This window comes from Achromobacter sp. UBA2119, from assembly GCF_002331005.1.
Taxonomy (GTDB): domain Bacteria; phylum Pseudomonadota; class Gammaproteobacteria; order Burkholderiales; family Burkholderiaceae_B; genus Achromobacter; species Achromobacter animicus.
The window spans coordinates 304,631-327,210 of sequence record NZ_DCYD01000017.1 but is presented as its reverse complement, the minus strand read 5'-3'; the positions used below and the strand labels follow the sequence as shown (position 1 = coordinate 327,210).

21 protein-coding genes are annotated in these 22,580 nt (G+C 64.1%); 16 read left to right on the top strand and 5 right to left on the bottom strand.

Translation table 11 applies throughout. The features are described from left to right. Positions 1–116 precede the first annotated feature (116 nt). The 4 genes from folC (at position 117) to purF (ending at position 4,370) form a co-directional block, all read left to right on the top strand. Entirely contained in the window at positions 117–1,427 is a 1,311-nt protein-coding gene (gene folC, locus B3098_RS20650; protein WP_175121940.1) for a bifunctional tetrahydrofolate synthase/dihydrofolate synthase, read from the top strand. Positions 1,428–1,500: 73 nt separating this feature from the next. After that, the gene (locus tag B3098_RS20645) at positions 1,501–2,331 is read left to right on the top strand and encodes an SPOR domain-containing protein (RefSeq protein WP_286898718.1); all 831 of its coding nucleotides are present in this window, start codon (positions 1,501–1,503) and stop codon (positions 2,329–2,331) included. Beyond that, positions 2,331–2,819, top strand: coding sequence for a CvpA family protein (locus B3098_RS20640; RefSeq protein ID WP_056316730.1), 489 nt, complete (start codon positions 2,331–2,333; stop codon positions 2,817–2,819). The genes B3098_RS20645 and B3098_RS20640 overlap by 1 nt, the downstream gene beginning before the upstream one ends. Before the next feature lie 30 nt (positions 2,820–2,849). Then, entirely contained in the window at positions 2,850–4,370 is a 1,521-nt protein-coding gene (gene purF, locus B3098_RS20635; protein WP_279974680.1) for an amidophosphoribosyltransferase, read from the top strand. 85 nt (positions 4,371–4,455) lie between these two features. On the opposite strand, the gene B3098_RS20630 is transcribed toward purF, so the two are convergent. From B3098_RS20630 to map, 5 genes are all read right to left on the bottom strand, one after another. Beyond that, entirely contained in the window at positions 4,456–4,977 is a 522-nt protein-coding gene (locus tag B3098_RS20630; protein WP_175121936.1) for a M48 family metallopeptidase, read from the bottom strand. Between the two features lie 17 nt (positions 4,978–4,994). Beyond that, on the bottom strand, positions 4,995–5,477 hold the full coding sequence (locus B3098_RS20625; RefSeq protein ID WP_175121935.1) for a disulfide bond formation protein B: 483 nt from the start codon (positions 5,475–5,477) through the stop codon (positions 4,995–4,997). 49 nt (positions 5,478–5,526) lie between these two features. Further along, positions 5,527–6,240: a MarC family protein gene (locus B3098_RS20620; protein WP_056570280.1), complete on the bottom strand. Its 714-nt coding sequence runs from the start codon at positions 6,238–6,240 to the stop codon at positions 5,527–5,529. Positions 6,241–6,308: 68 nt separating this feature from the next. After that, a complete protein-coding gene (locus B3098_RS20615; RefSeq protein WP_286898717.1) occupies positions 6,309–8,915 on the bottom strand; it encodes a [protein-PII] uridylyltransferase in 2,607 nt (868 codons plus the stop codon). A 15-nt stretch (positions 8,916–8,930) separates the two neighbouring features. Next, complete coding sequence (gene map, locus B3098_RS20610; protein ID WP_175121933.1) at positions 8,931–9,752, bottom strand: type I methionyl aminopeptidase; 822 nt, start codon at positions 9,750–9,752, stop codon at positions 8,931–8,933. Positions 9,753–10,043: 291 nt separating this feature from the next. On the opposite strand from map, the gene B3098_RS20605 reads away from it, so the two are divergent. The 12 genes from B3098_RS20605 (at position 10,044) to lpxD (ending at position 22,576) form a co-directional block, all read left to right on the top strand. Beyond that, positions 10,044–10,244, top strand: a complete 201-nt coding sequence (locus B3098_RS20605) for a hypothetical protein (protein ID WP_286898715.1) — start codon at positions 10,044–10,046, stop codon at positions 10,242–10,244. 457 nt (positions 10,245–10,701) lie between these two features. Next, entirely contained in the window at positions 10,702–11,451 is a 750-nt protein-coding gene (rpsB, locus tag B3098_RS20600; protein ID WP_175121932.1) for a 30S ribosomal protein S2, read from the top strand. 180 nt (positions 11,452–11,631) lie between these two features. Then, the gene (tsf, locus tag B3098_RS20595) at positions 11,632–12,510 is read left to right on the top strand and encodes a translation elongation factor Ts (protein WP_092582300.1); all 879 of its coding nucleotides are present in this window, start codon (positions 11,632–11,634) and stop codon (positions 12,508–12,510) included. 178 nt (positions 12,511–12,688) lie between these two features. Next, on the top strand, positions 12,689–13,405 hold the full coding sequence (gene pyrH, locus B3098_RS20590; protein ID WP_054425864.1) for a UMP kinase: 717 nt from the start codon (positions 12,689–12,691) through the stop codon (positions 13,403–13,405). Between the two features lie 15 nt (positions 13,406–13,420). Continuing rightward, positions 13,421–13,981, top strand: a complete 561-nt coding sequence (gene frr, locus B3098_RS20585; RefSeq protein WP_056316760.1) for a ribosome recycling factor — start codon at positions 13,421–13,423, stop codon at positions 13,979–13,981. Positions 13,982–14,156: 175 nt separating this feature from the next. After that, positions 14,157–14,921: a polyprenyl diphosphate synthase gene (gene uppS, locus B3098_RS20580; RefSeq protein WP_175121931.1), complete on the top strand. Its 765-nt coding sequence runs from the start codon at positions 14,157–14,159 to the stop codon at positions 14,919–14,921. Between the two features lie 51 nt (positions 14,922–14,972). Next, entirely contained in the window at positions 14,973–15,830 is an 858-nt protein-coding gene (locus tag B3098_RS20575; RefSeq protein WP_175139162.1) for a phosphatidate cytidylyltransferase, read from the top strand. Then, positions 15,827–17,026: a 1-deoxy-D-xylulose-5-phosphate reductoisomerase gene (locus B3098_RS20570; protein WP_175121929.1), complete on the top strand. Its 1,200-nt coding sequence runs from the start codon at positions 15,827–15,829 to the stop codon at positions 17,024–17,026. Before B3098_RS20575 ends, B3098_RS20570 begins: the two co-directional genes overlap by 4 nt. 42 nt (positions 17,027–17,068) lie before the next feature. Further along, positions 17,069–18,400, top strand: a complete 1,332-nt coding sequence (rseP, locus tag B3098_RS20565; protein ID WP_286898712.1) for an RIP metalloprotease RseP — start codon at positions 17,069–17,071, stop codon at positions 18,398–18,400. 53 nt (positions 18,401–18,453) lie between these two features. Next, on the top strand, positions 18,454–20,790 hold the full coding sequence (gene bamA, locus B3098_RS20560; protein ID WP_175121927.1) for an outer membrane protein assembly factor BamA: 2,337 nt from the start codon (positions 18,454–18,456) through the stop codon (positions 20,788–20,790). A gap of 109 nt (positions 20,791–20,899) precedes the next feature. Continuing rightward, on the top strand, positions 20,900–21,460 hold the full coding sequence (locus B3098_RS20555) for an OmpH family outer membrane protein (RefSeq protein WP_175121926.1): 561 nt from the start codon (positions 20,900–20,902) through the stop codon (positions 21,458–21,460). Between the two features lie 18 nt (positions 21,461–21,478). Then, positions 21,479–22,576 carry a UDP-3-O-(3-hydroxymyristoyl)glucosamine N-acyltransferase gene (gene lpxD / locus B3098_RS20550; RefSeq protein WP_279974683.1) on the top strand — a complete coding sequence of 366 codons (1,098 nt, stop codon included), beginning with the start codon at positions 21,479–21,481 and terminating at the stop codon, positions 22,574–22,576. Positions 22,577–22,580 lie beyond the last annotated feature (4 nt).

Below are 22,580 nucleotides of genomic sequence, written 5' to 3'. Positions count from 1 at the left end.
AACATGGGCAAGCACTTTTTGCCCGCGGATACCGTGCCGCGTCCTAGGGGATTAGGGAAAACACCGGGCGCACACTGCTAAAATCGCGGGCTGATTTCCTTTCGCGAACCCGCCTCATGTCTTCTGTCCGCACGCCTGACGCCGCCGCCAACCTGTCCGATTGGCTGCAGTACCTGGAGTCCATCCACGCCACGGCGATCGACATGGGGCTGGACCGGGTGCGCCAGGTCGCGGACCGCATGCAACTGACGCTGCCCGGCATCAAATTCGTGGTCGGCGGCACCAACGGCAAGGGTTCCACCTGTGCCATGCTCGAGGCCATCCTGCTTGCGGCTGGCTACAAGGTGGGCCTGTACACCTCGCCGCACCTCATCGATTTCAACGAGCGTGCCCGCGTCAACGGCCAGATCGCCTCCGACCAAGACCTCATCACGCAGTTCCAGGCCGTCGAAGCCGCGCGCGGCGATGTGTCGCTGACTTATTTTGAATTCACCACGCTGGCCATTCTGCGCCTGTTCTCGCAGTCTCGGCTGGACGCGGTGGTGCTCGAAGTCGGCCTGGGCGGACGCCTGGATGCCGTCAACATCGTCGATGCCGACGTCTCCATCGTCACCAGCGTCGACCTGGACCACACCGACTGGCTGGGCGACACGCGCGAAAAAATCGGATTCGAAAAAGCCCATATCTACCGCAGCGGCCGGCCGGCCATCTGCAGCGATCCCGTGCCCCCGCAGTCGCTGCTGGATCACGTCGAAGCCATCGGTGCAGATCTGTGGCTGTTCGGACGCGACTACAACTATTCCGGCGACCGCCAGCAGTGGGCCTACGGCGGTCGCGAACAGCGCCGCAGCGCGATGGCCTATCCGGCCCTGCGCGGCGCCAACCAACTGCTCAACGCCTCGGCGGCGCTGGCCGCGCTGGAATCCGTGCGCGACCGCCTGCCCGTGCAGCAGCAGGCCGTTCGGTTGGGGCTGTTGCAGGCCTCGCTGCCGGGCCGCTTCCAGATCCTGCCGGGTCAGCCCACGGTAATCCTCGACGTCGCGCACAACCCGCACGCCGCGGCCGTGCTGGCGCAAAACCTCGACAACATGGGCTTTCATCCCTACACCCACGCGGTGTTCGGCATGCTGAACGACAAGGACCTCGCCGGGGTGGTGGCCAAGATGGGCTCCCGGATCGATTACTGGTATTGCGCCGGCCTTCCGGGACCGCGCGGCACGGCCGGGCAGGCGCTCGCGGATCAGGTCGCGGCGGCGCTCCCGCCGCTGCCCGCCGGCAGCGAATCGCCCGGCATCCAGGCCTACGCCGATCCCGCCCAGGCCTTTGCCGCAGCGCGCGAACGGGCAGGGGAGAATGATAGAATCGTGATATTCGGATCGTTTCTCACCGTAGCCTCCGTTTTGCAGGCTCTGGGTCGCAAGGCATAGGCAAATCGGGCCATTCGCGTCATGGCGGCCCCGCCGCCTCAATGCCGCAAGGCGCCGCAAGGAATTCTCTTCCATGGGTTTTTTCAAACGCAAAGATCCCGCCGAGCAGGCGCAGACCTCCAAACGGGCTGCCGTGCCAAGCGAGGTCCAGGCCGCCGAGTTGCGTGGCCGCGCGCGTCGCAGGCTTGCGGGCGCAGTAGCGCTGGTGCTGGCAGCCGTCATCGTCCTTCCCATGGTGCTCGATTCGCAGCCCACGCCGGTCGACGACAACATTCCCATCAAGGTGCCGGAACGCAATACGCCGTTCCAGCCTCAGGTCTCCGAACCCCAGGCCGCCGCACCGACCGAGCCTTCCGCGCCCACCGACCCTGCCGCCGTTCCCACGCCGCCTGGCGTGACGTCCGTGCCGCCGGTGGCCGCCGCGTCCAACACGCCGCCTGCTACGACACACACCACGCCGCCCGCCACGCAGCCGGCCACGCCTGCCGTGCCGCCGGTCACGCCGCCCAAGCCCGAGGTCAAACCCAAGCCCGAGCCGGCCAAGCCCACGACGCCGCCCAGGCCCGAGACGCGCTCGGATGACGGCGCACGCGCCCTGGCGCTGCTCGAAGGCCGCAACGCCCCGGCGTCCGCGCCCAAGCCCGACACGCCCAAGCCGGCTGCTTCCAAGGGCAACTTCGTGCTGCAGATCGCCGCGTACACCACCTCGGAAGACGCCCAGTCGCGCCGCGGCAAGCTGCATCAGGCCGGGGTCACCAACGCATTTGTCGAGCAGGCCACCATCAATGGCAAGCAGCAGTACCGTCTGCGCGTGGGCCCGTTCCCGTCGCGCGAGGCGGCTCAGGCGGCCCAGGCGCGGTTGCGCACGCTGGGCTATGACAATGGTTTCATCGCCGCCCAATAGTGACCGGCTTCGACTTCGTCGTGCTGGCCATCCTGGTGGTATCGGGTGTGCTGGGCCTGGTGCGCGGCCTGCTCAAAGAGGTGCTGTCGCTGGTCGCCTATCTGCTGGCCTTCGTGGCCGCGATCTGGTGGGGTCCCACGGTCTATACCTGGCTGGAGCCCTATATTGAAACGACGCTGCTGCGCATGGGAGTCTCCTACGCGGCGGTGTTCATCATCGTGTTGCTCGGCGTGGGGTTGGTCAATATGACGCTTGCCGCCCTGATCCGCAGCACCGGACTCAGCCCGGCCGATCACGGCCTGGGCGGAATGTTCGGGCTGGCCCGTGGTCTATTGATTGTGCTGGCGCTGGTCGCCGCCGCAGGGTATACGCCGCTGCCGCAAGAGCCATGGTGGCAGGACGCCATGTTTTCGCATTCGGCCATCGAGGCCATCAAACATATCAAGACGTGGCTGCCGCCAACCCTGGCGACGTGGCTGCCGTACTGATTAGCTTCAAATCAACCAGGAAATCTCACCATGTGTGGAATCGTAGGGGTCATCGGGCGCGGGCCGGTCAACCAGCTGCTCTATGACAGCTTGCTGCTGTTGCAGCATCGCGGGCAGGACGCCGCGGGCATTGCGACGTCGCAAGGCAACCAGTTCAATATGTACAAGGCGCACGGCCTGGTGCGCGACGTGTTCCGCACGCGCAACATGCGCGCGCTGCCCGGCACGTCCGGCGTCGGCCAGGTCCGCTACCCCACCGCGGGCTCCAGCGCCAGTGAAGAAGAGGCCCAGCCTTTCTACGTCAACGCCCCGTTCGGCATCATGTTGTCCCACAACGGCAACCTGACCAACTGGCGCGAATTGCGTGAATCGCTCTATCGCGTCGACCGCCGCCACATCAACACGAACTCCGATTCCGAAGTCCTCCTGAACGTGCTGGCGCACGAGCTGCAATCGGCCGCCAACGGCGTGTCGCTGGACGATGACGCGATGTTCCGCGCGGTTGCCGCCCTGCACAAGCGCGTGCGCGGCGCCTACGCCGTCGTGGCCCAGATTTCCGGTTACGGCCTGCTCGCCTTCCGCGATCCCAACGGCATCCGTCCGCTGTGCATCGGCCGCCAGGAGACCGAAGAAGGCGTGGAATGGATGGTGGCCTCGGAATCCGTGGCCCTCGAAGGCAGCGGTTTCACCTTCGTGCGCGACGTCGAGCCTGGCGAAGCCGTGTTCATTGACCTGGACGGCCGCATGGTCGCCCGCCAGTGCGCCGACAACCCCCAGCTCGTGCCGTGCATTTTCGAGTACGTCTACTTCGCCCGCCCCGATTCGATGATCGACGGCGTGTCGGTGTACGACGCGCGTCTGCGCATGGGTGAATACCTGGCCGACAAGGTCGCGCGCAACATGCGCCTGGGCGACATCGACGTCGTCATGCCGATTCCCGATTCCTCGCGCCCGGCCGCCATGCAGCTGGCTGCGCGCCTGAACTTGGACTATCGCGAAGGGCTCATCAAGAACCGCTACGTGGGCCGTACGTTCATCATGCCGGGCCAGGCCGTGCGCCGTAAGTCGGTGCGCCAGAAGCTCAATGCCATCGGCATGGAATTCAAGGGCAAGAACGTGCTGCTGGTCGACGACTCCATCGTGCGCGGCACGACCAGCCGCGAAATCGTCGACATGGCTCGCGCAGCCGGCGCCAACAAGGTGTACTTCGCCTCGGCAGCGCCTCCGGTGCGCTTCCCCAACGTGTACGGCATCGACATGCCCACGCAAAGCGAACTGATCGCCACCGGCCGTACGGACGAGGAAATCGCCCGCGCGATCGGCGCCGACAGCCTGGTCTACCAGGACCTGCACGACATGCAGCAGGCGGTTCGCGACATCAACCCCAAGCTGACGCGCTTCGAGGCATCGTGCTTCGACGGCCAGTACATCACCGGCGACATCACGCCCGAGTACCTGGCCCGCCTGGGGCAGTCGCGCTCCGAGCCCGGCAAGGACGAAGACGCGGGCGGTCTGCGCTTCAATATGGGCTACACGTCCGACGACGCCTGATTTCTCCCGGCGTTTCGCGCAGACAAAAATGCCGTCCCTCGGGACGGCATTTTTTTCGCCGACGGGGCAGCGCCGCAGGCAATGGCTAGCCCTGCGCTTCCCATAGCGGCGTGCGCGTGGCCTCCAGATGCGTGAGGTACAGCCGCAGGTCGAACTCGTACTGATGGTAGTGCGGCTCCATGCGCAGGCACATGTTGTAGAACGCCTTGTTGTGGTCCTTTTCCTTCAGGTGGGCCAGTTCGTGCACGGTGATCATCTTCAGGAATTCCGCGGGCACGTTCTTGAACAGCGTCGCCACCCGGATCTCGTGCTTGGCCTTGAGCTTGCCGCCCTGCACGCGCGAGATATAGGTGTGCTGGCCCAGCGCATGCTGGATCACGTGGATCTTGCTGTCGAAAGCCACCTTGTTGATCTGGTCGCCGTTGCGCATGTAGGCGTTCTTCAGGTCCGTCACGTACTGGTACAGCGCCTTGTCGGTGCGCACTTCATGCGCGCCACCCGGATACCGGGCAAGCAGGGCCGCGCCCAGCTTGTCCTGGTCCAGCAGCTTTTGCGCTTGCGCCAGCAGCGGTTCCGGGTAGCCGGTCAGGTATTTCAGCGTCTGCACGGATCGAAGCGGCCGGCTCAGGCGTGGCCGCGCCGGAACACCACTGGCAGGGCCATGAAGAACAGGATCACGAAGAGCGCCAGGCTCCACAGGGCGTACTCGACGCCCAGCACCGGCACCTTGGCGTCCATGCAGGTGGCATAGATGCCGAACAGCGGCGGAATGGCGCTTTCCAGCCCGATGCCGGTCATGAAGCGGTCGGCAAACGTCTGGTCGCACGACAGCATGTTGGCGGCAACGCTGTACTGATACCAGGCGGCTACGATGCCGGACAGCGACAAGAGGGCAGCAAGAAAGCCGCAAATGCGCGTCAGCGCGCGTCCGCCGCCAAAGCCGCCGATCAGCGCGACGACGCCGATCACCAGATAGATCAGGCGCTGCATCACGCACCAGGCGCAGGGCGGCATGTCGAAGACGTGCTGGGAAACGAGGGCGATGCCCACCGCGCCGAAGGAGAAGAGGGCGATCAGGCGGAGCAGGCGTTCTGAGCGAGAGGTCATTGTTGCGTTGGAATGAGTTGGACGAAGCCGGCGCGGCGGCCGGACTTGCTTAGGCCTTCGGGACGGGAATTGGTTGCATCACCTGCGTCAGCACGCTCAGGAGCAGTTCCCGCGCGCCTTCCCAGAAAATCTGCACCCCCAGGCACAGCATGATGAAGGCCGATAACCGCATGAAGACCGCCGTGCCGTTATCGCCCAGGCGGTGCAGCATCTGCGCGGCAAAGCGCAGGCAGACGTAAAGCGTCAACGACACGACGATGATGCCGGGAATGGACCCCGCCAGCCGCACCAGGCTCCATGCGTGGTTCGTGTCCCGCAGCGAGACGCCCACCGTGATGGCGGCCGCGATGGAGCCGGGGCCGCAACTGATGGGGAAGGTCAGCGGATAGAACGCGCGCGCCTTCGCCATCTCGGGCGTGAACGATTCGGCCATGCGCGCCACACGCTCGGTGTCGGCATCTGGCGAGTTCACCAGCCGCCAGGCGCTGGCGATCACCAGCATGCCCCCGCCCACGCGCACGATGGACAGCGAGATGCCGAAAAAACTGAGGAGCACGTTGCCCGCCACCATGGCCACGATCAGCATCAGGCACACATTGATCGCGACCCGCTTGGCCAGCACCACCCGAGTGGCCGAGGACGCGCCCTCGGTCAGCGAAAGAAAGATGGGGGCGATCGCAGGCGGATTCAGGAACGGCAGCAGGGTGGCCAGCGCGAAGAAAAAGCTGCCACCGAAAATGCGCAGATAGTCGTTGAGCTGCATGTGAGCAAGCATCGCCTGGCCGAAAACCCGGATTGTATGCGGTCCGGGCCGGGTCTGGCGATGCCGGGTCAGGCAGCGCGTTGCTGGGCCTCGTCGCCCGACAGCGCGTCAAGGATGTCGCGTTCGAACTGCATCTGGCTGCGGGGGCGCGCCAGTGCGGATCCATCCACAATGAACACGTCTTCCACGCGGTCGCCCAGCGTCATGATCTTGGCCATGAGCAGGTTGATCTCGTGACGCGCAAAGACGCGCGCCAGGGCGTGCAGCAGCCCGGGGCGGTCGGTCGCCGTGACGGACAGGCGCCATGACGTGCTGCGCTCGTCCGGCTGCAGTTCGGCCTGGGGCATGACCGGAAACACGCGAGACACGCGGGACTGCCGGCCACGACCGTACCAACCGCCGCGGCCGGGGTGGGCCTGCGCGGCCGCCTGCGGATCCTTCAGGCGTTCGGCAAGCTCGTGTTCGACCAGCGTCGCCTGTGCCCGCAGGTCGCTGGCGCCCTCCGGCAGCAGGACGATGAAGCTGTCCAGCGCCCAGCCATGGCGGGTCGTGTGGATGCGCGCGTCCTGAATGGACAGCGACTTGGCGTCGAAATAACCGCAAATGGCGACAAACAGGTCGGGGGCGTCGCGCGTGTAGACCATGATCTGCAGGCCTTCGCCCTGCTCGGTGGGGCGCGCCTTGACCACGGCTTTGGCCGGCGCGACCTGGTGATACAGGTGGCGCGTGTGCCAGGCGATGTCGGACGCGTCATGGCGCAGGAAATACGCCACGTCGAGCTGATTCCAGAACGCCTCGCGCGCGTCGTCGCGCAGGCCGGCCAGCCGGGTCAGCCGCGCTGCTTCTTCCTTGCGCTCGGCCAGGACGGTGTGGGCGTCGGCATGGGCGCCGCCCAGCGCCGCTAGCGTCAGCTTGTACAGATCTTCCAGCAGCTTGCCCTTCCAGGCGTTCCAGACCTTGGGGCTGGTGCCGCGAATGTCCGCCACCGTCAGCAGATACAGCGCCGTCAGATGGCGCTCGTCCTTCACCGTGGCGGCGAATTCCTGCACGACGTCCGGATCGGACAGATCGCGCTTTTGCGCCACCGCCGACATCAGCAGATGCTGACGCACCAAAAACTCGACCAGTTTCGCGTCTTCCGGGTCCATGCCGTGATCCGCTGCGAACTTGCGCACTTCGCGCGCACCCAGTTCGGAATGATCGCCGCCGCGGCCCTTGGCGATGTCGTGAAACAGCGCGGCCACGTACAGCAGCCAGTGCCGGTCCAGCCCGGCGATCAACTGGCTAGCCAGCGGATATTCTTGCGCGTGTTCGGGCATGGTGAATCGGCGCAGGTTGCGCACCACCGCCAGCGTGTGCTGGTCCACCGTATAGGCATGGAAAAGGTCGTGCTGCATCTGGCCCACGATGCGGCGGAACACCGGCAGATAACGCGGCAGGATGTTCAGCATGGTCATGCGCCGCAGTTCGTGGACGATGCCGCGCGGCTGCTGGAGGATCTGCAGGAACAGCTTGCGGTTGACCGGGTTGCGGCGGAACTGCGCGTCGATGCGGTGACGCGAATGCCAGATGGCGCGCAGCGTGCGCGCCGACATGCCGGTCAGCTCGGGGTGCTGCTGCATCACCAGGAAGGCGCGCAGCAGCAGGGTGGGATTGCGCTCGAAGCCGTCGTCCCGAATGATGTCCAGGCGGTCGCGCAGGTTGCGGAAATCGTCGTCGATGTCGCGCGCGTCGCTGTCCGGGCGCGGGAACAGCCGTTCCTCGATGTTCTGCACCAGGATGCCGTTCAGCTGCGTCACGAGCCGCGCCGCCCAGTAGTAGCGCTGCATCAGCAGTTCGCTGCCCCGCCGCGTGGCGGTGGCGTGGATGCCGTAGACCTCGGCCAGCGCAGGCTGCAGATCGAACAGCACCCGGTCTTCGCGACGGTTGGCCAGCAGATGCAGTTCAATGCGCAGGCGCTTGAAAGCCTGCTCGGCCTTGCGCAGGTCGCGCGCTTCGGACGAGGTCAGCAGCCCCGCCTGCGCCACCGAGCGCCAGTTATTGCCGAAACCGGCTGCACGCGCCATCCACAGAATGACCTGCAGATCGCGCAAGCCGCCCGGCGATTCCTTGCAATTGGGTTCCAGCGCGTACGGGGTGTCGTGGTAGCGCGCATGGCGCTGCTGCATTTCGACGCGCTTGGCCAGAAAAAACGCCTGCGGATCAAGCCGGGACTTGGTCGCGGCATCGAATTTGCGCATCAGCACGCGGCTGCCGGCCAGCCAGCGGGATTCCAGCAGCGCGGTTTCCACGGTGATGTCCGCGTCCGCCTCGCGCTCGCAATCCTCGATGGTGCGCACGCTGTGGCCGGGCTCCAGTCCCAGATCCCACAGCGAAGCCACCAGTTTTTCGATCGCGCTTTCTTCGTCCTGCGTCGGGGCGTGGGGCAGCAGGATCAGCAGGTCGACGTCGGAATGAGGGTAGAGCTCGCCACGGCCATAACCGCCCACGGCGGCCAGCGTGGCGCCGATCGGCAGCGGACAATGCTTGACCAGATCCCGCAGGGCGGCATCCACGATGCGTCGCAATTCGGTCAGCAGGATGTCCGGCCGTTCGTGTTCCCGGAACTGGGCCACCGCGGCCCGCCGGGATTCCTGGATGCGTTCGCGCAGCTTGGTAAGGATTTCGGCGGTCATGGGTGGCTGCGGGCTTTAGACGGCGGGAATGACGATGGGTTCGGTGATGAACGCGGGCGGCTGGGGCATGCCGGGCGAGAGGGTCAGGACCTCGTAGCCGGTTTCCGTCACGCAGACGGCGTGTTCCCATTGCGCGGACAGGCTGTGGTCGCGGGTGACGACGGTCCAGCCGTCGGCCAGTTGGCGGATCTCGCGGCGTCCGGCGTTGATCATGGGCTCGATGGTGAACAGCATGCCGGTCACCAGCTTCACGCCCGTGCCGGGCTTGCCGTAGTGCAGCACCTGCGGGTCTTCATGGAAGCGTTCGCCGATGCCGTGGCCGCAGAATTCACGCACCACCGAGAAGCCGTTCGATTCGGCGTGCTTCTGGATCGCATTGCCGATGTCGCCCAGCGTGGCGCCGTTCTTGACCTGCTGGATGCCTTTCCACATGCACTCGAACGTGATGTCGGACAGACGCCGGGACAGAATGGACTGTTCGCCCACTGCGTACATCCGGCTCGTGTCGCCAAACCAGCCATCCTTGATGATGGTGACGTCGATATTCAATGAGTCCCCGTTTTTCAGGACCTTGTCGCCCGGGATGCCGTGACACACCTGATGGTTGACCGAGGTACAGATGGCGCCGGGGAAGGGCGGGTAGCCCGGGGGCGCATAGCCGACCGTGGCGGACTTCACCTTGAGCTCGTCGGTCAGGTATTCCAGACACAGGCGGTCGAGTTCGCCCGTGGTGACCCCCGGCTTGACGTGCGGGGTGATGAAATCGAGAACTTTGGCGGCGTCCTGGCAGGCGGCGCGCATCTTGGCCAGGTCGGCCGGATTGGTGATTGTGCCCATGGAATGCTTGCGACGAGTCGCTTGAATGTCTGCTTGAAAGAATAGTAGAATTATAGGCTTCCCTAAAAATTTGGGGAGCAATCGGGTTACCGGCAAGAAGAGTCAGGACAAGAACATCCGTCAGGGTGGGAACATCCGGGCTCCCAGCCAAACCCGGCGGGTGCTGGCCTTTGGGTCCAAAGCACAGGTCTAGAGCAGAGGTTCTAGTGCACACCCGGCAGGAAATCTGGTTTCGCGCGGTTCTTTCTTGAGATCCCGCGGCAAGCCCTGAAGTTTCACCGCAAGCGAAGGTTGTGGAGCGAATTCGGGCAGGCTGCTGGTGTTGAGGAAAAAGTGGGCGACAAACGGAGATCCGGCTGGATGCGCTTAGGGCATGAAGCTTTTGGCATGAAGCTTGGGGCATGGATGCTGACACTGGCTGGGCGCGGTGTGCTTGCAAGCCCGGAAGTGTTTTCGAGCGGCGATGCAGGTTCGGTATGGGCGCTGGATTAAGTTCTTGGAATTTTGCTTAGATGCGTGTGCTGAAAAGCGTGTGCTGAAAGGCGCATCCTGAAAGGGGTCCTTAAGAACTGCCACAGCGGCCTGATGCGCGGGCGGGCCTTGCGGCTACGTTTGCGAAGAACTGGATTTCGCCGCCAACAAAACAATTCCGGGTGCGTCTCGAAGAAACTTCCAGGAAACTCCTGGAGTGTCGGACAGGCGCAATGCAAGTCTCTTGTCGTGTGGCGGCCGTCTGGGTTTATCGCGGCAGCGTAGTAGAAGTCGTTAAAGGCGCGCCGCTACAGGCAACACGCCTGGAGCGTCGTAGTTATTGCGGCAGTGATCGGCCGGCCCGGTTAAAATTTTTGTCATCCCGCGTTTTTGCGGGAAATCGCGCGCAACACCACCCAGGGTGTCAGCAGGATGCTGATGCAGGTGCGGCGCAAGAAACCAACCCTTGGAGAATTAAATGTCTTTGATGCGCGAAATGCTGGAAGCGGGTGTCCACTTTGGTCACCAGACCCGTTATTGGAACCCCAAGATGTCGCAGTACATCTTCGGCCACCGCAACAAGATTCACATCATCAACCTCGAAAAGACGGTTGATAAGTACCAGGAAGCCACCAAGTTCGTGAAGCAGCTGGCTGCTCGCGGCGGCAACATCCTGTTCGTCGGCACGAAGCGCGCCGCTCGCGAGCTGGTCGCCGCTGAAGCCGCCCGTTGCGGCATGCCCTTCGTCGACGCCCGCTGGCTCGGCGGCATGCTGACCAACTTCAAGACGGTCAAGACCTCGGTCAAGCGCCTGAAGGACATGGAAGCCGTTGTCGCCGAAGGCGGCGCCGAGCGCATGATCAAGAAGGAAGGCCTGCTGTTCCAACGCGAACTGGACAAGCTGAACAAGTCGATCGGCGGCATCAAGGACATGAACGGTCTGCCCGATGCCATGTTCGTGATCGACGTCGGCTACCACAAGATCGCCATCGCCGAAGCCAAGACGCTGGGCATCCCCGTGGTCGCCGTGGTTGACACCAACCACTCGCCCGAGGGTATCGACTACGTCATCCCCGGCAACGACGACTCGGCCAAGGCCATCGCGCTGTACGCCAAGGGCATCGCCGACGCCGTCCTGGAAGGCCGCGAGCAAAACCTGAACGGTCTGGTCGAAGAACTGGGCGAAGGTCAGGAAGAGTTCGTCGAAGTTCAAGACAACCAGGCCTAAGCCGGTTGTCATGTCCGGCGGGTAAGGTCTGGAAGCGGCGCCGAAACCGGCCCGTTTCCGCCCCGCCGGCGCTGCGAAGCTGGGCTCCCATCTTCCAGGCCCGCCCAGTGCGGGCGTCCCATCGAATCAAATCACAGCCCCGGCCCGCCGGGGCGTGTCTTAGCAAAATTTGGAGCAAACATGGCTGAAATTACCGCTGCCCTGGTCAAGGAACTGCGCGAAAAGACTGACGCGCCCATGATGGAATGCAAGAAGGCCCTGACGGAAGCCGAAGGTGACCTGGCCCGCGCCGAGGAAATCCTGCGCGTCAAGCTGGGCAACAAGGCCAGCAAGGCTGCTGCCCGTGTCACCGCCGAAGGCCTGATCGGTCTCTTCATCTCCGCCGACGCCAAGAAGGGCGCCGTCATCGAAATCAACTGCGAAACCGACTTCGTCGCCAAGAACGACGACTTCGTCGGCTTCGTGAACAAGCTGGCCGAACTGGTCGCGACGCAGAACCCGGCCGACGTCGCCGCGCTGTCGGCGCTGCCGTACGGTGAAGGCACCGTCGAAACCACCCGCACCGCCCTGATCGGCAAGATCGGCGAAAACATCTCGATCCGCCGCTTCGAGCGCATCGAGACCGCCAACTCGCTGGCCAGCTACGTGCACGGCGGCAAGATCGGCGTGCTGGTCGAATACACCGGCGCCGAAGAAGTGGGCAAGGACCTGGCGATGCACATCGCCGCCACCAAGCCCAAGGCCCTGAACGCCGACGGCGTGAACCCGGCCGACATCGCCGCCGAGCGCTCGGTTGCCGAGCAGAAGGCCGCTGAATCCGGCAAGCCGGCCGACATCGTCGCCAAGATGGTGGAAGGCTCGGTCGTGAAGTTCCTGAAGGAAGTGACGCTGCTGTCGCAGCCCTTCGTCAAGAGCGACAAGCACACGGTCGAACAGCACCTGAAGGAAAAGGGCGCGTCGATCAGCAAGTTCGTGCTGTTCGTCGTCGGCGAAGGTATCGAGAAGAAGACCAGCGACTTTGCCGCTGAGGTTGCCGCCGCCGCCGCTGGCGCCGCCTGACCTCTAGGTAGTGCTTAAAGGCCGGCGCTAGATTAAATTCTAGTCCGGCCTTTTTCGCCGCATGGGCCCCGAAGGCAGACGCCTCGGGGGCGCCCAACCCGCCTTGCGGGCGCGGCGCTGGGGGTCAACCCCATTCTTGACTTACACTTTCGTCGGATTGTTCTTCGGGATATCACCTATGAGCAGCAGGGCATACAAACGGGTTCTTCTCAAACTTTCCGGCGAGGCGCTGATGGGCGACGATGCATTCGGCATCAATCGCTCCACCATCGTCCGTATGACCGATGAGATCGCTGAAGTCGCCGCCACGGGCGTCGAACTGGCCATCGTCATCGGCGGAGGCAACATCTTCCGTGGCGTCGCCCCGGGTGCGCAGGGCATGGACCGCGCGACCGCCGACTACATGGGCATGATGGCCACCATCATGAACGCGCTTGCGCTGCAAGACGCGCTCAAGCACAAGGGTATCGACACCCGGGTACAATCCGCGCTGAATATCGATCAGGTCGTCGAGCCCTACATCCGGCCGAAGGCTTTGCGCTACCTCGAAGAGGGCAAGGTCGTGATCTTCGCCGCGGGCACCGGCAACCCCTTCTTCACCACCGATACGGCTGCGGCACTGCGCGGCGCCGAGATCGGCGCGGAGATCGTGCTGAAGGCCACCAAAGTGGACGGCATCTACAGCGCGGATCCCAACAAGGATCCCACCGCAACGCGCTATGCGCGCATCAGCTTCGACGAGGCGATCGTCCGCCGTCTGGAAGTCATGGACGCCACTGCCTTTGCGCTGTGCCGCGACCAGAAACTGCCGATCAAGGTGTTTTCGATCAATAAGTCCGGCGCGCTCAAGCGAGTCGTGAGCGGCGAGGACGAAGGCACGTTGGTACACGTTTAAAGAAAAGGAAATTCCATGAGCGCAGCAGAAATCCGCAAATCCGCCGAGGCCAGAATGGCCAAGTCGCTTGATACGCTCAAGACCAACCTGGCCAAGATCCGCACGGGCCGGGCCCACACCGGCATCCTGGACCACGTGCAGGTCGAATACTACGGTTCGCCCGTGCCGGTGGGCCAGGTCGCCAACGTGAACCTGGTCGACGCCCGCACCATCAGCCTGCAGCCGTACGAAAAGCACATGGCCGGCCCGATCGAAAAGGCCATCCGTGAGTCAGACCTGGGTCTGAACCCCATCTCCATGGGCGACACGATCCGCGTGCCGATGCCCGCGCTGACCGAAGAGCGCCGCCGTGACCTGACCAAGGTCGTGCGTAGCGAAGGCGAAGACGCCAAGATCGCGGTGCGGAACCTGCGCCGCGAGGCCAACGAAGCGCTCAAGAAGCTGGTCAAGGACAAGGAAATCTCCGAGGATGACGAGCGTCGTTCGCAAGATGACGTCCAGAAGCTGACGGATCGCGCCGTCGCCGACATCGACAAGATGGTCGTCCAGAAAGAAGCCGAAATCATGACCGTATAATCCCAGCACGCCACGAGGCGCCGCATTGCGGCCCGCGTGGCGTCAGGATTACGTTGCACATGCGCCGTCCCGTCCATTGCCTCGCGGTACTTCCTCGTAGCGATGGAATCGACGGCGCAGGTTTTTTCCCGTATTCGTCTTTTTCGCCGGTCCGCCGCGCGCAGTCCCCAAACTAATGGCAACCAGTTCGACTCAGGCGGTCCCCGATATCCGTGACATCCCCGAGCACGTCGCCATCATCATGGATGGCAACGGTCGCTGGGCGACGCGGCGCCTGCTGCCTCGCACTGCCGGGCATGCCAAGGGCGTGCAGGCCGTCCGGCGCGTGGTCGAGGCCTGCGGACGCGCGGGCGTGCGCTACCTGACGTTGTTCGCGTTCAGTTCCGAGAACTGGCGTCGCCCGGCCGAAGAGGTTTCGCTGCTGATGCGCCTTTTCGTGCAGGCGCTTGAGCGTGAAGTCGGCAAGCTGCAAGAGCAGGGCGTGCGTCTGCACGTGATCGGCGACCTGAGCGCCTTCGAGCCGCGCCTGCGCGAGCTCATTGCCGCTGCCCAGGAACGCACCGCGCACAACGACCGGCTGCACCTCACTGTCGCCGCCAACTACGGCGGCCGTTGGGACATCCTGCAAGCCACCCGCGCCATGCTGGCGGCCGAGCCCGACCTCGCGGCGCACCCTGACCGGGTGGACGAAGAGCGCCTTTCCAGGCATCTTTCCATGGCATGGGCTCCCGAGCCCGACCTGTTCATCCGCACCGGCGGCGAACAGCGCATTTCCAATTTCCTGATCTGGCAGATGGCGTACGCGGAGTTCTACTTCACGGATCGCTATTGGCCGGATTTTGGCGCCAATGAACTCATGGCCGCCTTTGATTGGTACCGCACGCGCGAGCGCCGCTTCGGCCGCACCAGCGCCCAAGTCAGCGAAGCCGCCGCCAAATAGGCTGATCGCGACGCGCGCGTCTTTCCAGGCAGCACAAGAGGAGACCGTCACATGCTGGGCCAGCGTATCGTTACCGCCGTCGTTTTGTTGGCCATTCTGGCCGCCGCCATGGCGAGCGCCAATCCATGGTGGTTCGTCGCGTTGCTGGCCCTTGCGGCCGCCTGCGCCAATTGGGAGTGGCTGCGCCTGACGCTGCCGCAACCGCCATCCCCCGTCATTTCCATCGGCGTGGCCGTGCTGCTGTTCGCCGGCATGCTGGTGCTGACCTCCGCCTGGCTGGCGGGCGACCGTAGCGGCGCCGGCGATCCGGGCTGGGTGCTGCGCTACCTGGTTCCTGCCGTCTCGGCCGTCTGGCTGTTTGGCGGCGTGACCGCCGTGGTGCGCGGGCGTTCCGATGCGCCGCCGGCCAGCCTGGCCTGGTCGGTCTTCTCCGTGCCGGCCGCGTTTGCCGCCTGGGCGGTTCTGGCCCAGATGTACGTGGCGCGCGGCGCGGTGTTCGTCGTGTCCCTCCTCGCCCTCGTCTGGGTGGCTGATATTGCGGCATATTTTGCCGGCCGGGCCTTCGGCAAGCGTAAACTGGCTCCGCGCGTGAGTCCCGGCAAGACCATTGAAGGCGCCATTGCCGGCGTCCTGGGCGCGGTGGTGTGGATTGGCTTGTCCAGCCTGTGGGACGGCACCTTCGGTCATGCCCTGGTCGAACGCTGGACCTTCTGGCTTGCGTTGCCGATCGCCGCTGTTCTGGGCGTGCTGTCCATTGTGGGAGACCTGTTCGAATCGCTGCTCAAGCGCCGCGCGGGCCGCAAGGATTCCAGCACGCTCTTGCCTGGCCATGGCGGCGTCTATGACCGCATCGACGCGATCCTGCCCGTCGCGCCGTTCGCGCTACTTTTGTCTGGAGTCTTGTTTTGACGGCTTTTCAACGTGTCGTCGTGCTGGGATCGACCGGATCCATCGGTGAAAGCACGCTGGACGTAATTGCTCGCCACCCGGAGCGGATGGCGGTTTATGCGTTGTCGGCGCACAGCCGGATGCAGCGCCTTGCCGAGCAGGCGCTGGCCAGCCGGGCCGCCGTCGTGGTGGTGCCCGACACCGCCGCCCGTCAGAAATTCATCGACGCGTGGCCGGGCGGACAGCCCATGCCCGAGATCCGCGTCGGCGCGCAGGCGCTGGCCGACACGGCCGCGGATCCCCAATGCGACGCCGTCATGGCCGCCATCGTCGGCGCCGCAGGCTTGCCGTCTGCGCTGGCCGCCGCGCGTGCAGGCAAGCGCGTATTACTGGCCAATAAAGAGGCTCTGGTTGCCGCCGGAACGCTGTTCATGCAGGCAATCCGCGATAACGGCGCCGAACTGCTGCCTATCGATAGCGAACACAACGCCATCTTCCAGTGCCTGCCGCACCAAGGTCGCGCCGATGCGCCGCATAGTCCGGCAAAGGGTGTGCGGCGCCTGTTGCTGACCGCGTCAGGCGGCCCGTTCCGCGGGCGCGATCTCGAAGACCTGCACGACGTGACGCCCGAGCAAGCTTGCGCCCATCCCAACTGGAGCATGGGCCGCAAGATCTCCGTCGACTCGGCCACCATGCTGAACAAAGGCCTGGAGGTCATCGAAGCCCATTGGCTGTTCGCAATGCCCGCCGATCGGATCGACGTGGTGGTGCACCCGCAGAGCGTCGTCCATTCGATGGTTGAGTACGACGACGGCTCCGTTCTCGCGCAGTTGGGACAGCCCGACATGCGCACGCCCATTGCCTACGGTCTTGGATTCCCCGATCGCATCGAGAGCGGCGTCGGTCCGCTGGACCTGACCCGCCACGGCCGGCTCGACTTTGAAAAGCCGGATCTGACCCGGTTTCCTTGCCTGGCCCATTCGTTCGCCGCAATGCGGGCGGGGCAGGGCGCCTGCGTGGCGCTCAACGCCGCGAATGAAGTTGCGGTCGACGCCTTCCTGGAAGGCCGGCTCGCCTATACCTGGATTCCGCGGGTCATCGAGGCGGCGCTCGAGTGGCAAGCACGGCAGGCATCTGTTACGCTCAGCAGTCTTGACGACGTACTTGCGCTTGACGCCGAGGCGCGCGCCTTTTCGGGCAACCTCGGACTGGCCTGATAGCGGGCCGCGCCTGCCTCTGATTTCCTAGATTCCGACCCCATGCTTTTCACCCTGCTGGCCTTTGCCGTAGCGCTTGGCTCACTGATCATTTTCCATGAGCTTGGGCACTATTGGGTTGCCCGCCTGTGTGGCGTGAAGGTCCTGCGTTTCTCAGTCGGCTTTGGCAAGGTCATCCTGCGCCGCACCGACCGGCACGGCACCGAATGGGCGGTTTCCGCGCTGCCGCTGGGCGGTTACGTCAAGATGCTGGACGACGCGCCGCCCGGGGCTTTGCCCGCGGTGGCGGCGTCGGCATTCAACACCAAGCCGGTCGGGCAGCGCATCGCCATCGTGGCGGCCGGTCCCATCTTCAATCTGATACTTGCGGTGTTTCTTTATGCGGGCCTGAATATGGCCGGCACCGAGGAGCCCGTCGCCATCATCGCGCCGCCCGCCGCCGAGACGCCTGCCGCCCGCGCGGGTCTGCTGGGCGGCGATCGCATCCTGGCCATCGACGGCCAGGAAGTCGCATCGTGGTCCGACGCCCGCTGGCGCCTGATGGACGTGATGTCCACCGGTGGGCGCGCCAGCATCGAGGTCAGCACCCCGTCCGGCGCCGTTCAGCAGCGCGAACTCGACCTTCCCCCCAACACGATGGACCCGGCCGAGGGCGACCCGCTCGCCGCCGCTGGTGTTCGTCTGGCTCAACCCAAGCCCGCGGTGCGCGCCGTGATCGACGGCGGTGAAGGGCAGGCAGCGGGCCTGCGCGCCGGCGATCTTGTCGTGGCCGTGAATGGCCAGCCGGCGCCCGATACCGGCGCACTCGTCAAGCAAATTCAGGAAAGCGCCGGGAAGCCGCTTGCGCTTACCGTGGTGCGCGACGGCGCCAGCGTCACTCTGAACGTCACGCCGCGCCCCGAAGTCGTCAACGGCCAGGAGATCGGCCGCGTCGGCGTGCAGCTGGGCGGCAACGTGCCGATGGTGACGGTGCGCTATGGCGTCTTCGACAGCCTGTGGCGCGGCGCCGTCCGCACCTGGGATACCGCCTGGTTTTCGCTGCGCATGATGGGCCGGATGGTGACGGGCGACGTGTCGTGGCGCAATGTCAGCGGTCCGGTCACGATTGCCGACTATGCCGGTCAGACCGCCCGGATTGGCATTGTTGCGTATATCGCCTATATCGCATTGATCAGTATCAGCCTTGGCGTTTTAAATTTGCTTCCCATTCCTATGCTGGATGGTGGCCATCTGCTGTACTATCTCGTCGAAATTGTGCGGGGCAGCCCCCCGCCTGCCAGATGGATCGACATCGGACAACGCGCTGGCATAGGCATATTGGCAAGCCTTATGGGGCTTGCGCTGTTCAACGATTTCACGCGTTTGTTCACTTGAACGCGATTTGGCATAAAATCCCCCGCCATTTGCACGACCGAGGATACTCAAGGATGTCTTTTCGCCGGATGTTTCAACACAAAAAGGGTGTACTGCCGGGTCTCGTTGCCGCCGCGTTGATGTTGCCGGCCTTGGCCCACGCCTTCGAACCCTTTGTCGTGCGGGATATCCGCGTAGAGGGTATTCAACGAACCGACGCCGGCACCGTCTTTGGTTATCTTCCCGTCAAAGTCGGCGAGAAATTCACCGAAGAAGAAGCCACTGAAGCCATTCGCCGCTTGTATGGCACGGGCTTTTTCACCGACGTTCAGATCCAGACGGACAATAATGTCGTCGTCGTGGTCGTCCAGGAACGTCCGACCATCGCCTCCGTTAATTTCAACGGCATGCGCGAGTTCGACTCCAAGGCCATCACCACGTCGCTCGCCCAGGTCGGTTTTGCGGAAGGCCGCATTTTCGACCGCTCCATGCTCGAGCGCGCTGAATACGAACTGAAACAGCAGTATCTGTCCAAGGGCAAGTACGGCGTCGAAGTCACCTCCACCGTCACGCCGCTGCCGCGCAATCGCGTCGGCGTCAGTTTCGATGTGTTCGAGGGCTCGGTCGCCCGCATCCAGGAAATTCGTTTCGTCGGCAATAAAGCCTTCTCCGAAAGCGATCTGCTGGACGAATTCAAGCTCACCACCCCGGGCTGGCTGACCTGGTACACGGATACCGACAAATACTCGCGCGAAAAGCTCGAGGGCGACCTCGAACGCCTGCGCTCGTTTTACCTGGATCAGGGTTACCTTGAGTTCTCGGTCGAGCCGCCGCAAGTCACCATTTCGCCGGACCGCAAGGATATCCGCATCACGATCACCGTCCATGAAGGCGAGCCCTACAAGGTGCGCAGCGTAAAGCTGGCGGGCAACCTGCTGGGCCTGGACAAGGAAATCAACGACCTGGTGCAGATCAAGGCTGGCGAGACCTTCTCGGCCGCCAAGACCAACGATTCGGCCAAGGCGATCACCGACTACCTGGGTGAACTGGGCTACGCGTTCGCCAACGTCAACCCGAACCCGCAGCTCGACCGCGCCAAGCACGAAGCCGACCTGACCTTCTACGTCGATCCGAGCCGCCGCGTGTATGTGCGCCGCATCCAGATCGGCGGCAACACCCGTACCCGCGACGAAGTCGTGCGCCGCGAAATGCGCCAGCAGGAAGCCGCCTGGTACGACGCCGCCGACATCAAGACTTCGCGCGACCGCGTCGACCGCCTGGGTTACTTCAGCGACGTCAACGTCAAGACCGATCCGGTCCCGGGCTCGCCCGACCAGGTCGACGTCAACGTCGACGTGAAGGAAAAGCCCACCGGCATGATCAACCTGGGCGTGGGCTACGGCTCGTCCGAAAAGGCGATTCTGTCGGCTGGCATCAGCGAAGACAACGTCTTCGGCAGCGGCACCAACCTCACGCTGCAACTGAACACCAGCAAGACGAACCGCGCGGTGGTGCTGTCGCACACCGATCCGTACTGGACCAAGGACGGCATCAGCCGCACCACGTCCGCGTACTACCGCGTGACCGAGCCCTGGAACAACAACGACGGTGACTACCGCGTCAAGGCCATGGGCCTCGGCATGAACTTCGGTATCCCGATCTCGGAGTATGACCGCGTCTTCCTGGGCGCCAACTTCGAACGCAACCAGATCGACCTGTACAACAACTCGCCGGCGGCCTACGAGCACTTCGTCGACCAGTATGGCGATTCGACCAATTCGGTGATTTTCAGCGCCGGCTGGTCCAAGGACACGCGTGACAGCGCGCTGGCGCCGACCAAGGGTTCGTACACGCGCCTGAAGGCCGACCTGTCGACCGTCGACCTGCAATACACCATGCTGACGGCGCAGCAGCAGTACTACGTGCCGCTGGGCGGCTCGTACACGCTGGCGCTCAACGGCATGGTTGATTGGGGCCGGAGCTACGGCAGCAACGATTACCCGGTCATCAAGAACGTCTATGCCGGCGGTATCGGCACCGTCCGCGGCTATGAAGGCTCGTCGCTGGGTCCGCGCGACGTCAAGACGGGCGACTACCTGGGCGGCACGCGCCGCATCGTGGCAAACGCCCAGCTCTACCTGCCGTTCCCGGGCGCGTCCAAGGACCGCACGTTGCGTTGGTTCATTTTCAGCGACGCCGGTCAGGTGTCCGCAGGCAGCGGCCTCTCCTGCACGGGCGGCCGGGACAATACCGAGGTCGAAGATCCGTGCGGCTGGCGTTTCTCGGCGGGCGTGGGCCTGTCCTGGCAATCGCCGATGGGTCCGCTGCAGTTGTCTTATGCGCGGCCGCTCAATTCCAAGCCGGGCGACGACAAGCAAAGCTTCCAGTTCCAGATCGGGACCGGATTCTAAGCGAGGCGTTACTCTTGAAAACAAGGGCAGGGCCCACCGGCCCAGCGTCCTTGCTGTTTAGTGGCACAATACACACTTTGGCTTTGCCTTACTGGAAGGTGAGATTTTCATGATGTCTGATTTCGCACTTAAATCATCGAAGACGCTGGGCGCGAAGCGCCGTGGCAAGCTGGGCGGCTCCATTGCCCTGGTGGGTGCGCTCATTCTCGGTTCGGCTGCCGCGATCCCCGCCCAAGCGCAAAACACCAAGATCGGTTTCGTCAATACCGAACGCATCCTGCGCGAATCGGGTCCGGCCAAGACTGCCCAGAGCAAGATCGAAGCCGAATTCAAGAAGCGCGACGACGAACTCCAACGCCTGAACAACAGCCTGCGCTCGCAAGCCGAGAAGTTCGACAAGGACGCGCCCGTCCTGTCGGAATCCGACCGCGTCAAGCGCCAGCGCGAACTGGCCAACCTGGACACCGACCTGCAGCGCAAGCGCCGCGAATTCCAGGAAGACTTCAACCGCCGCCGCAACGAAGAATTCTCGGGCATCGTGTCCAAGGCCAATGACGCCATCAAGCGCATCGCCGAACAGGAAAACTACGACCTGATCATCCAGGACGCAGTGACGGTCAACCCCCGCATCGACATCACCGACAAGGTGATTCAGAGCCTGGGCAAGTAAAGCGATACCCGTCTAGTCATGCCGGTTTTACTGGATCTTGCCCGCGCGCCGACACTCGAAGCAATGTTGAGCGCCGCCAATACCCAGGGTATGGACTGGCGTATCAGTGCGGTTCCCGGCGCAGACCCCATGCGGGTCTGCGGCATCGGGACCCTGTCTTCGGCCGGTCCTCAGGAAATCTCTTTCCTGTCTAACCCCCGCTATCAAAGCCAGCTTGGCGCAACCGGAGCAGGGGCGGTCATCGTCTCTCCCGACGTCGCCGAGGCGCTTGAGGCCCAGGGCACCGACCGGCCGCCGTTCGCATTGGTCGTCTGCAAGCATCCCTATCTGCTTTACGCGCGCGTCGCGCAGTGGTTTGACACTGCCCGCAGACCCGTCTTGCCCGCAGATACGCATCCCTCCGCCGTGGTCGCGCCAGACGCCATCATCGAAGAGGGTGTGCGCGTCGGCCCCAACTGCGTCGTTGAAGCTGGCGTGCGCATCGGGCGAGGCACGGTGCTGGGTCCGGGATGCGTCATCGGCGCGGGTTCGTCCATCGGTCCCGACGGCCGGCTGCATGCCAATGTCACGCTGTACGAAGGTGTGAAGATCGGCGCCCGGGTCATCCTGCATAGCGGATCGGTGCTTGGCGCCGACGGCTTCGGCTTTGCGCCGGATCCTTCGTTGGGCAAGGGCGCCTGGGGCAAGATTCCGCAGTTTGGCGGCGTGTCCCTTGGCGACGACGTCGAAATCGGCGCCAACACCACCGTCGATCGAGGCGCACTCGAAGACACCGTTCTGGCTGACGGCGTGAAGCTCGACAACCAGATCATGATCGGCCACAACTGCCGCATCGGCGCGCATACCGCGATGGCGGCGTGCGTCGGGGTGGCAGGCTCCACGACCATCGGCGAGCGCTGCACCATCGGCGGCGCCGCGATGCTTTCGGGCCATCTGGTGCTGGGCGACGACGTGCATATCTCGGGCGGCACCGCTGTGACGTCCAATATTTCCAAGCCTGGCCGCTATACCGGGGTCTTCCCGTACGCGGAGCATGGCGAATGGCAGCGCAACGCCGCCGTGATACAACAGTTGGCGCAATTGCGCCGCCGTTTGCGCACGCTGGAAAAGGACTAGGGCG

Bases quoted from the DNA above. Each gene is read 5' to 3' on its own strand.
- folC (WP_175121940.1), top strand. From the start codon at position 117: ATGTCTTCTGTCCGCACGCCTGACGCCGCCGCCAACCTGTCCGATTGG.
- B3098_RS20645 (WP_286898718.1), top strand. From the start codon at position 1,501: ATGGGTTTTTTCAAACGCAAAGATCCCGCCGAGCAGGCGCAGACCTCC.
- purF (WP_279974680.1), top strand. From the start codon at position 2,850: ATGTGTGGAATCGTAGGGGTCATCGGGCGCGGGCCGGTCAACCAGCTG.
- B3098_RS20625 (WP_175121935.1), bottom strand. From the start codon at position 5,477: ATGACCTCTCGCTCAGAACGCCTGCTCCGCCTGATCGCCCTCTTCTCC.
- B3098_RS20620 (WP_056570280.1), bottom strand. From the start codon at position 6,240: ATGCAGCTCAACGACTATCTGCGCATTTTCGGTGGCAGCTTTTTCTTC.
- B3098_RS20615 (WP_286898717.1), bottom strand. From the start codon at position 8,915: ATGACCGCCGAAATCCTTACCAAGCTGCGCGAACGCATCCAGGAATCC.
- map (WP_175121933.1), bottom strand. From the start codon at position 9,752: ATGGGCACAATCACCAATCCGGCCGACCTGGCCAAGATGCGCGCCGCC.
- rpsB (WP_175121932.1), top strand. From the start codon at position 10,702: ATGTCTTTGATGCGCGAAATGCTGGAAGCGGGTGTCCACTTTGGTCAC.
- tsf (WP_092582300.1), top strand. From the start codon at position 11,632: ATGGCTGAAATTACCGCTGCCCTGGTCAAGGAACTGCGCGAAAAGACT.
- pyrH (WP_054425864.1), top strand. From the start codon at position 12,689: ATGAGCAGCAGGGCATACAAACGGGTTCTTCTCAAACTTTCCGGCGAG.
- frr (WP_056316760.1), top strand. From the start codon at position 13,421: ATGAGCGCAGCAGAAATCCGCAAATCCGCCGAGGCCAGAATGGCCAAG.
- uppS (WP_175121931.1), top strand. From the start codon at position 14,157: ATGGCAACCAGTTCGACTCAGGCGGTCCCCGATATCCGTGACATCCCC.
- B3098_RS20575 (WP_175139162.1), top strand. From the start codon at position 14,973: ATGCTGGGCCAGCGTATCGTTACCGCCGTCGTTTTGTTGGCCATTCTG.
- rseP (WP_286898712.1), top strand. From the start codon at position 17,069: ATGCTTTTCACCCTGCTGGCCTTTGCCGTAGCGCTTGGCTCACTGATC.
- bamA (WP_175121927.1), top strand. From the start codon at position 18,454: ATGTCTTTTCGCCGGATGTTTCAACACAAAAAGGGTGTACTGCCGGGT.
- B3098_RS20555 (WP_175121926.1), top strand. From the start codon at position 20,900: ATGATGTCTGATTTCGCACTTAAATCATCGAAGACGCTGGGCGCGAAG.
- lpxD (WP_279974683.1), top strand. From the start codon at position 21,479: ATGCCGGTTTTACTGGATCTTGCCCGCGCGCCGACACTCGAAGCAATG.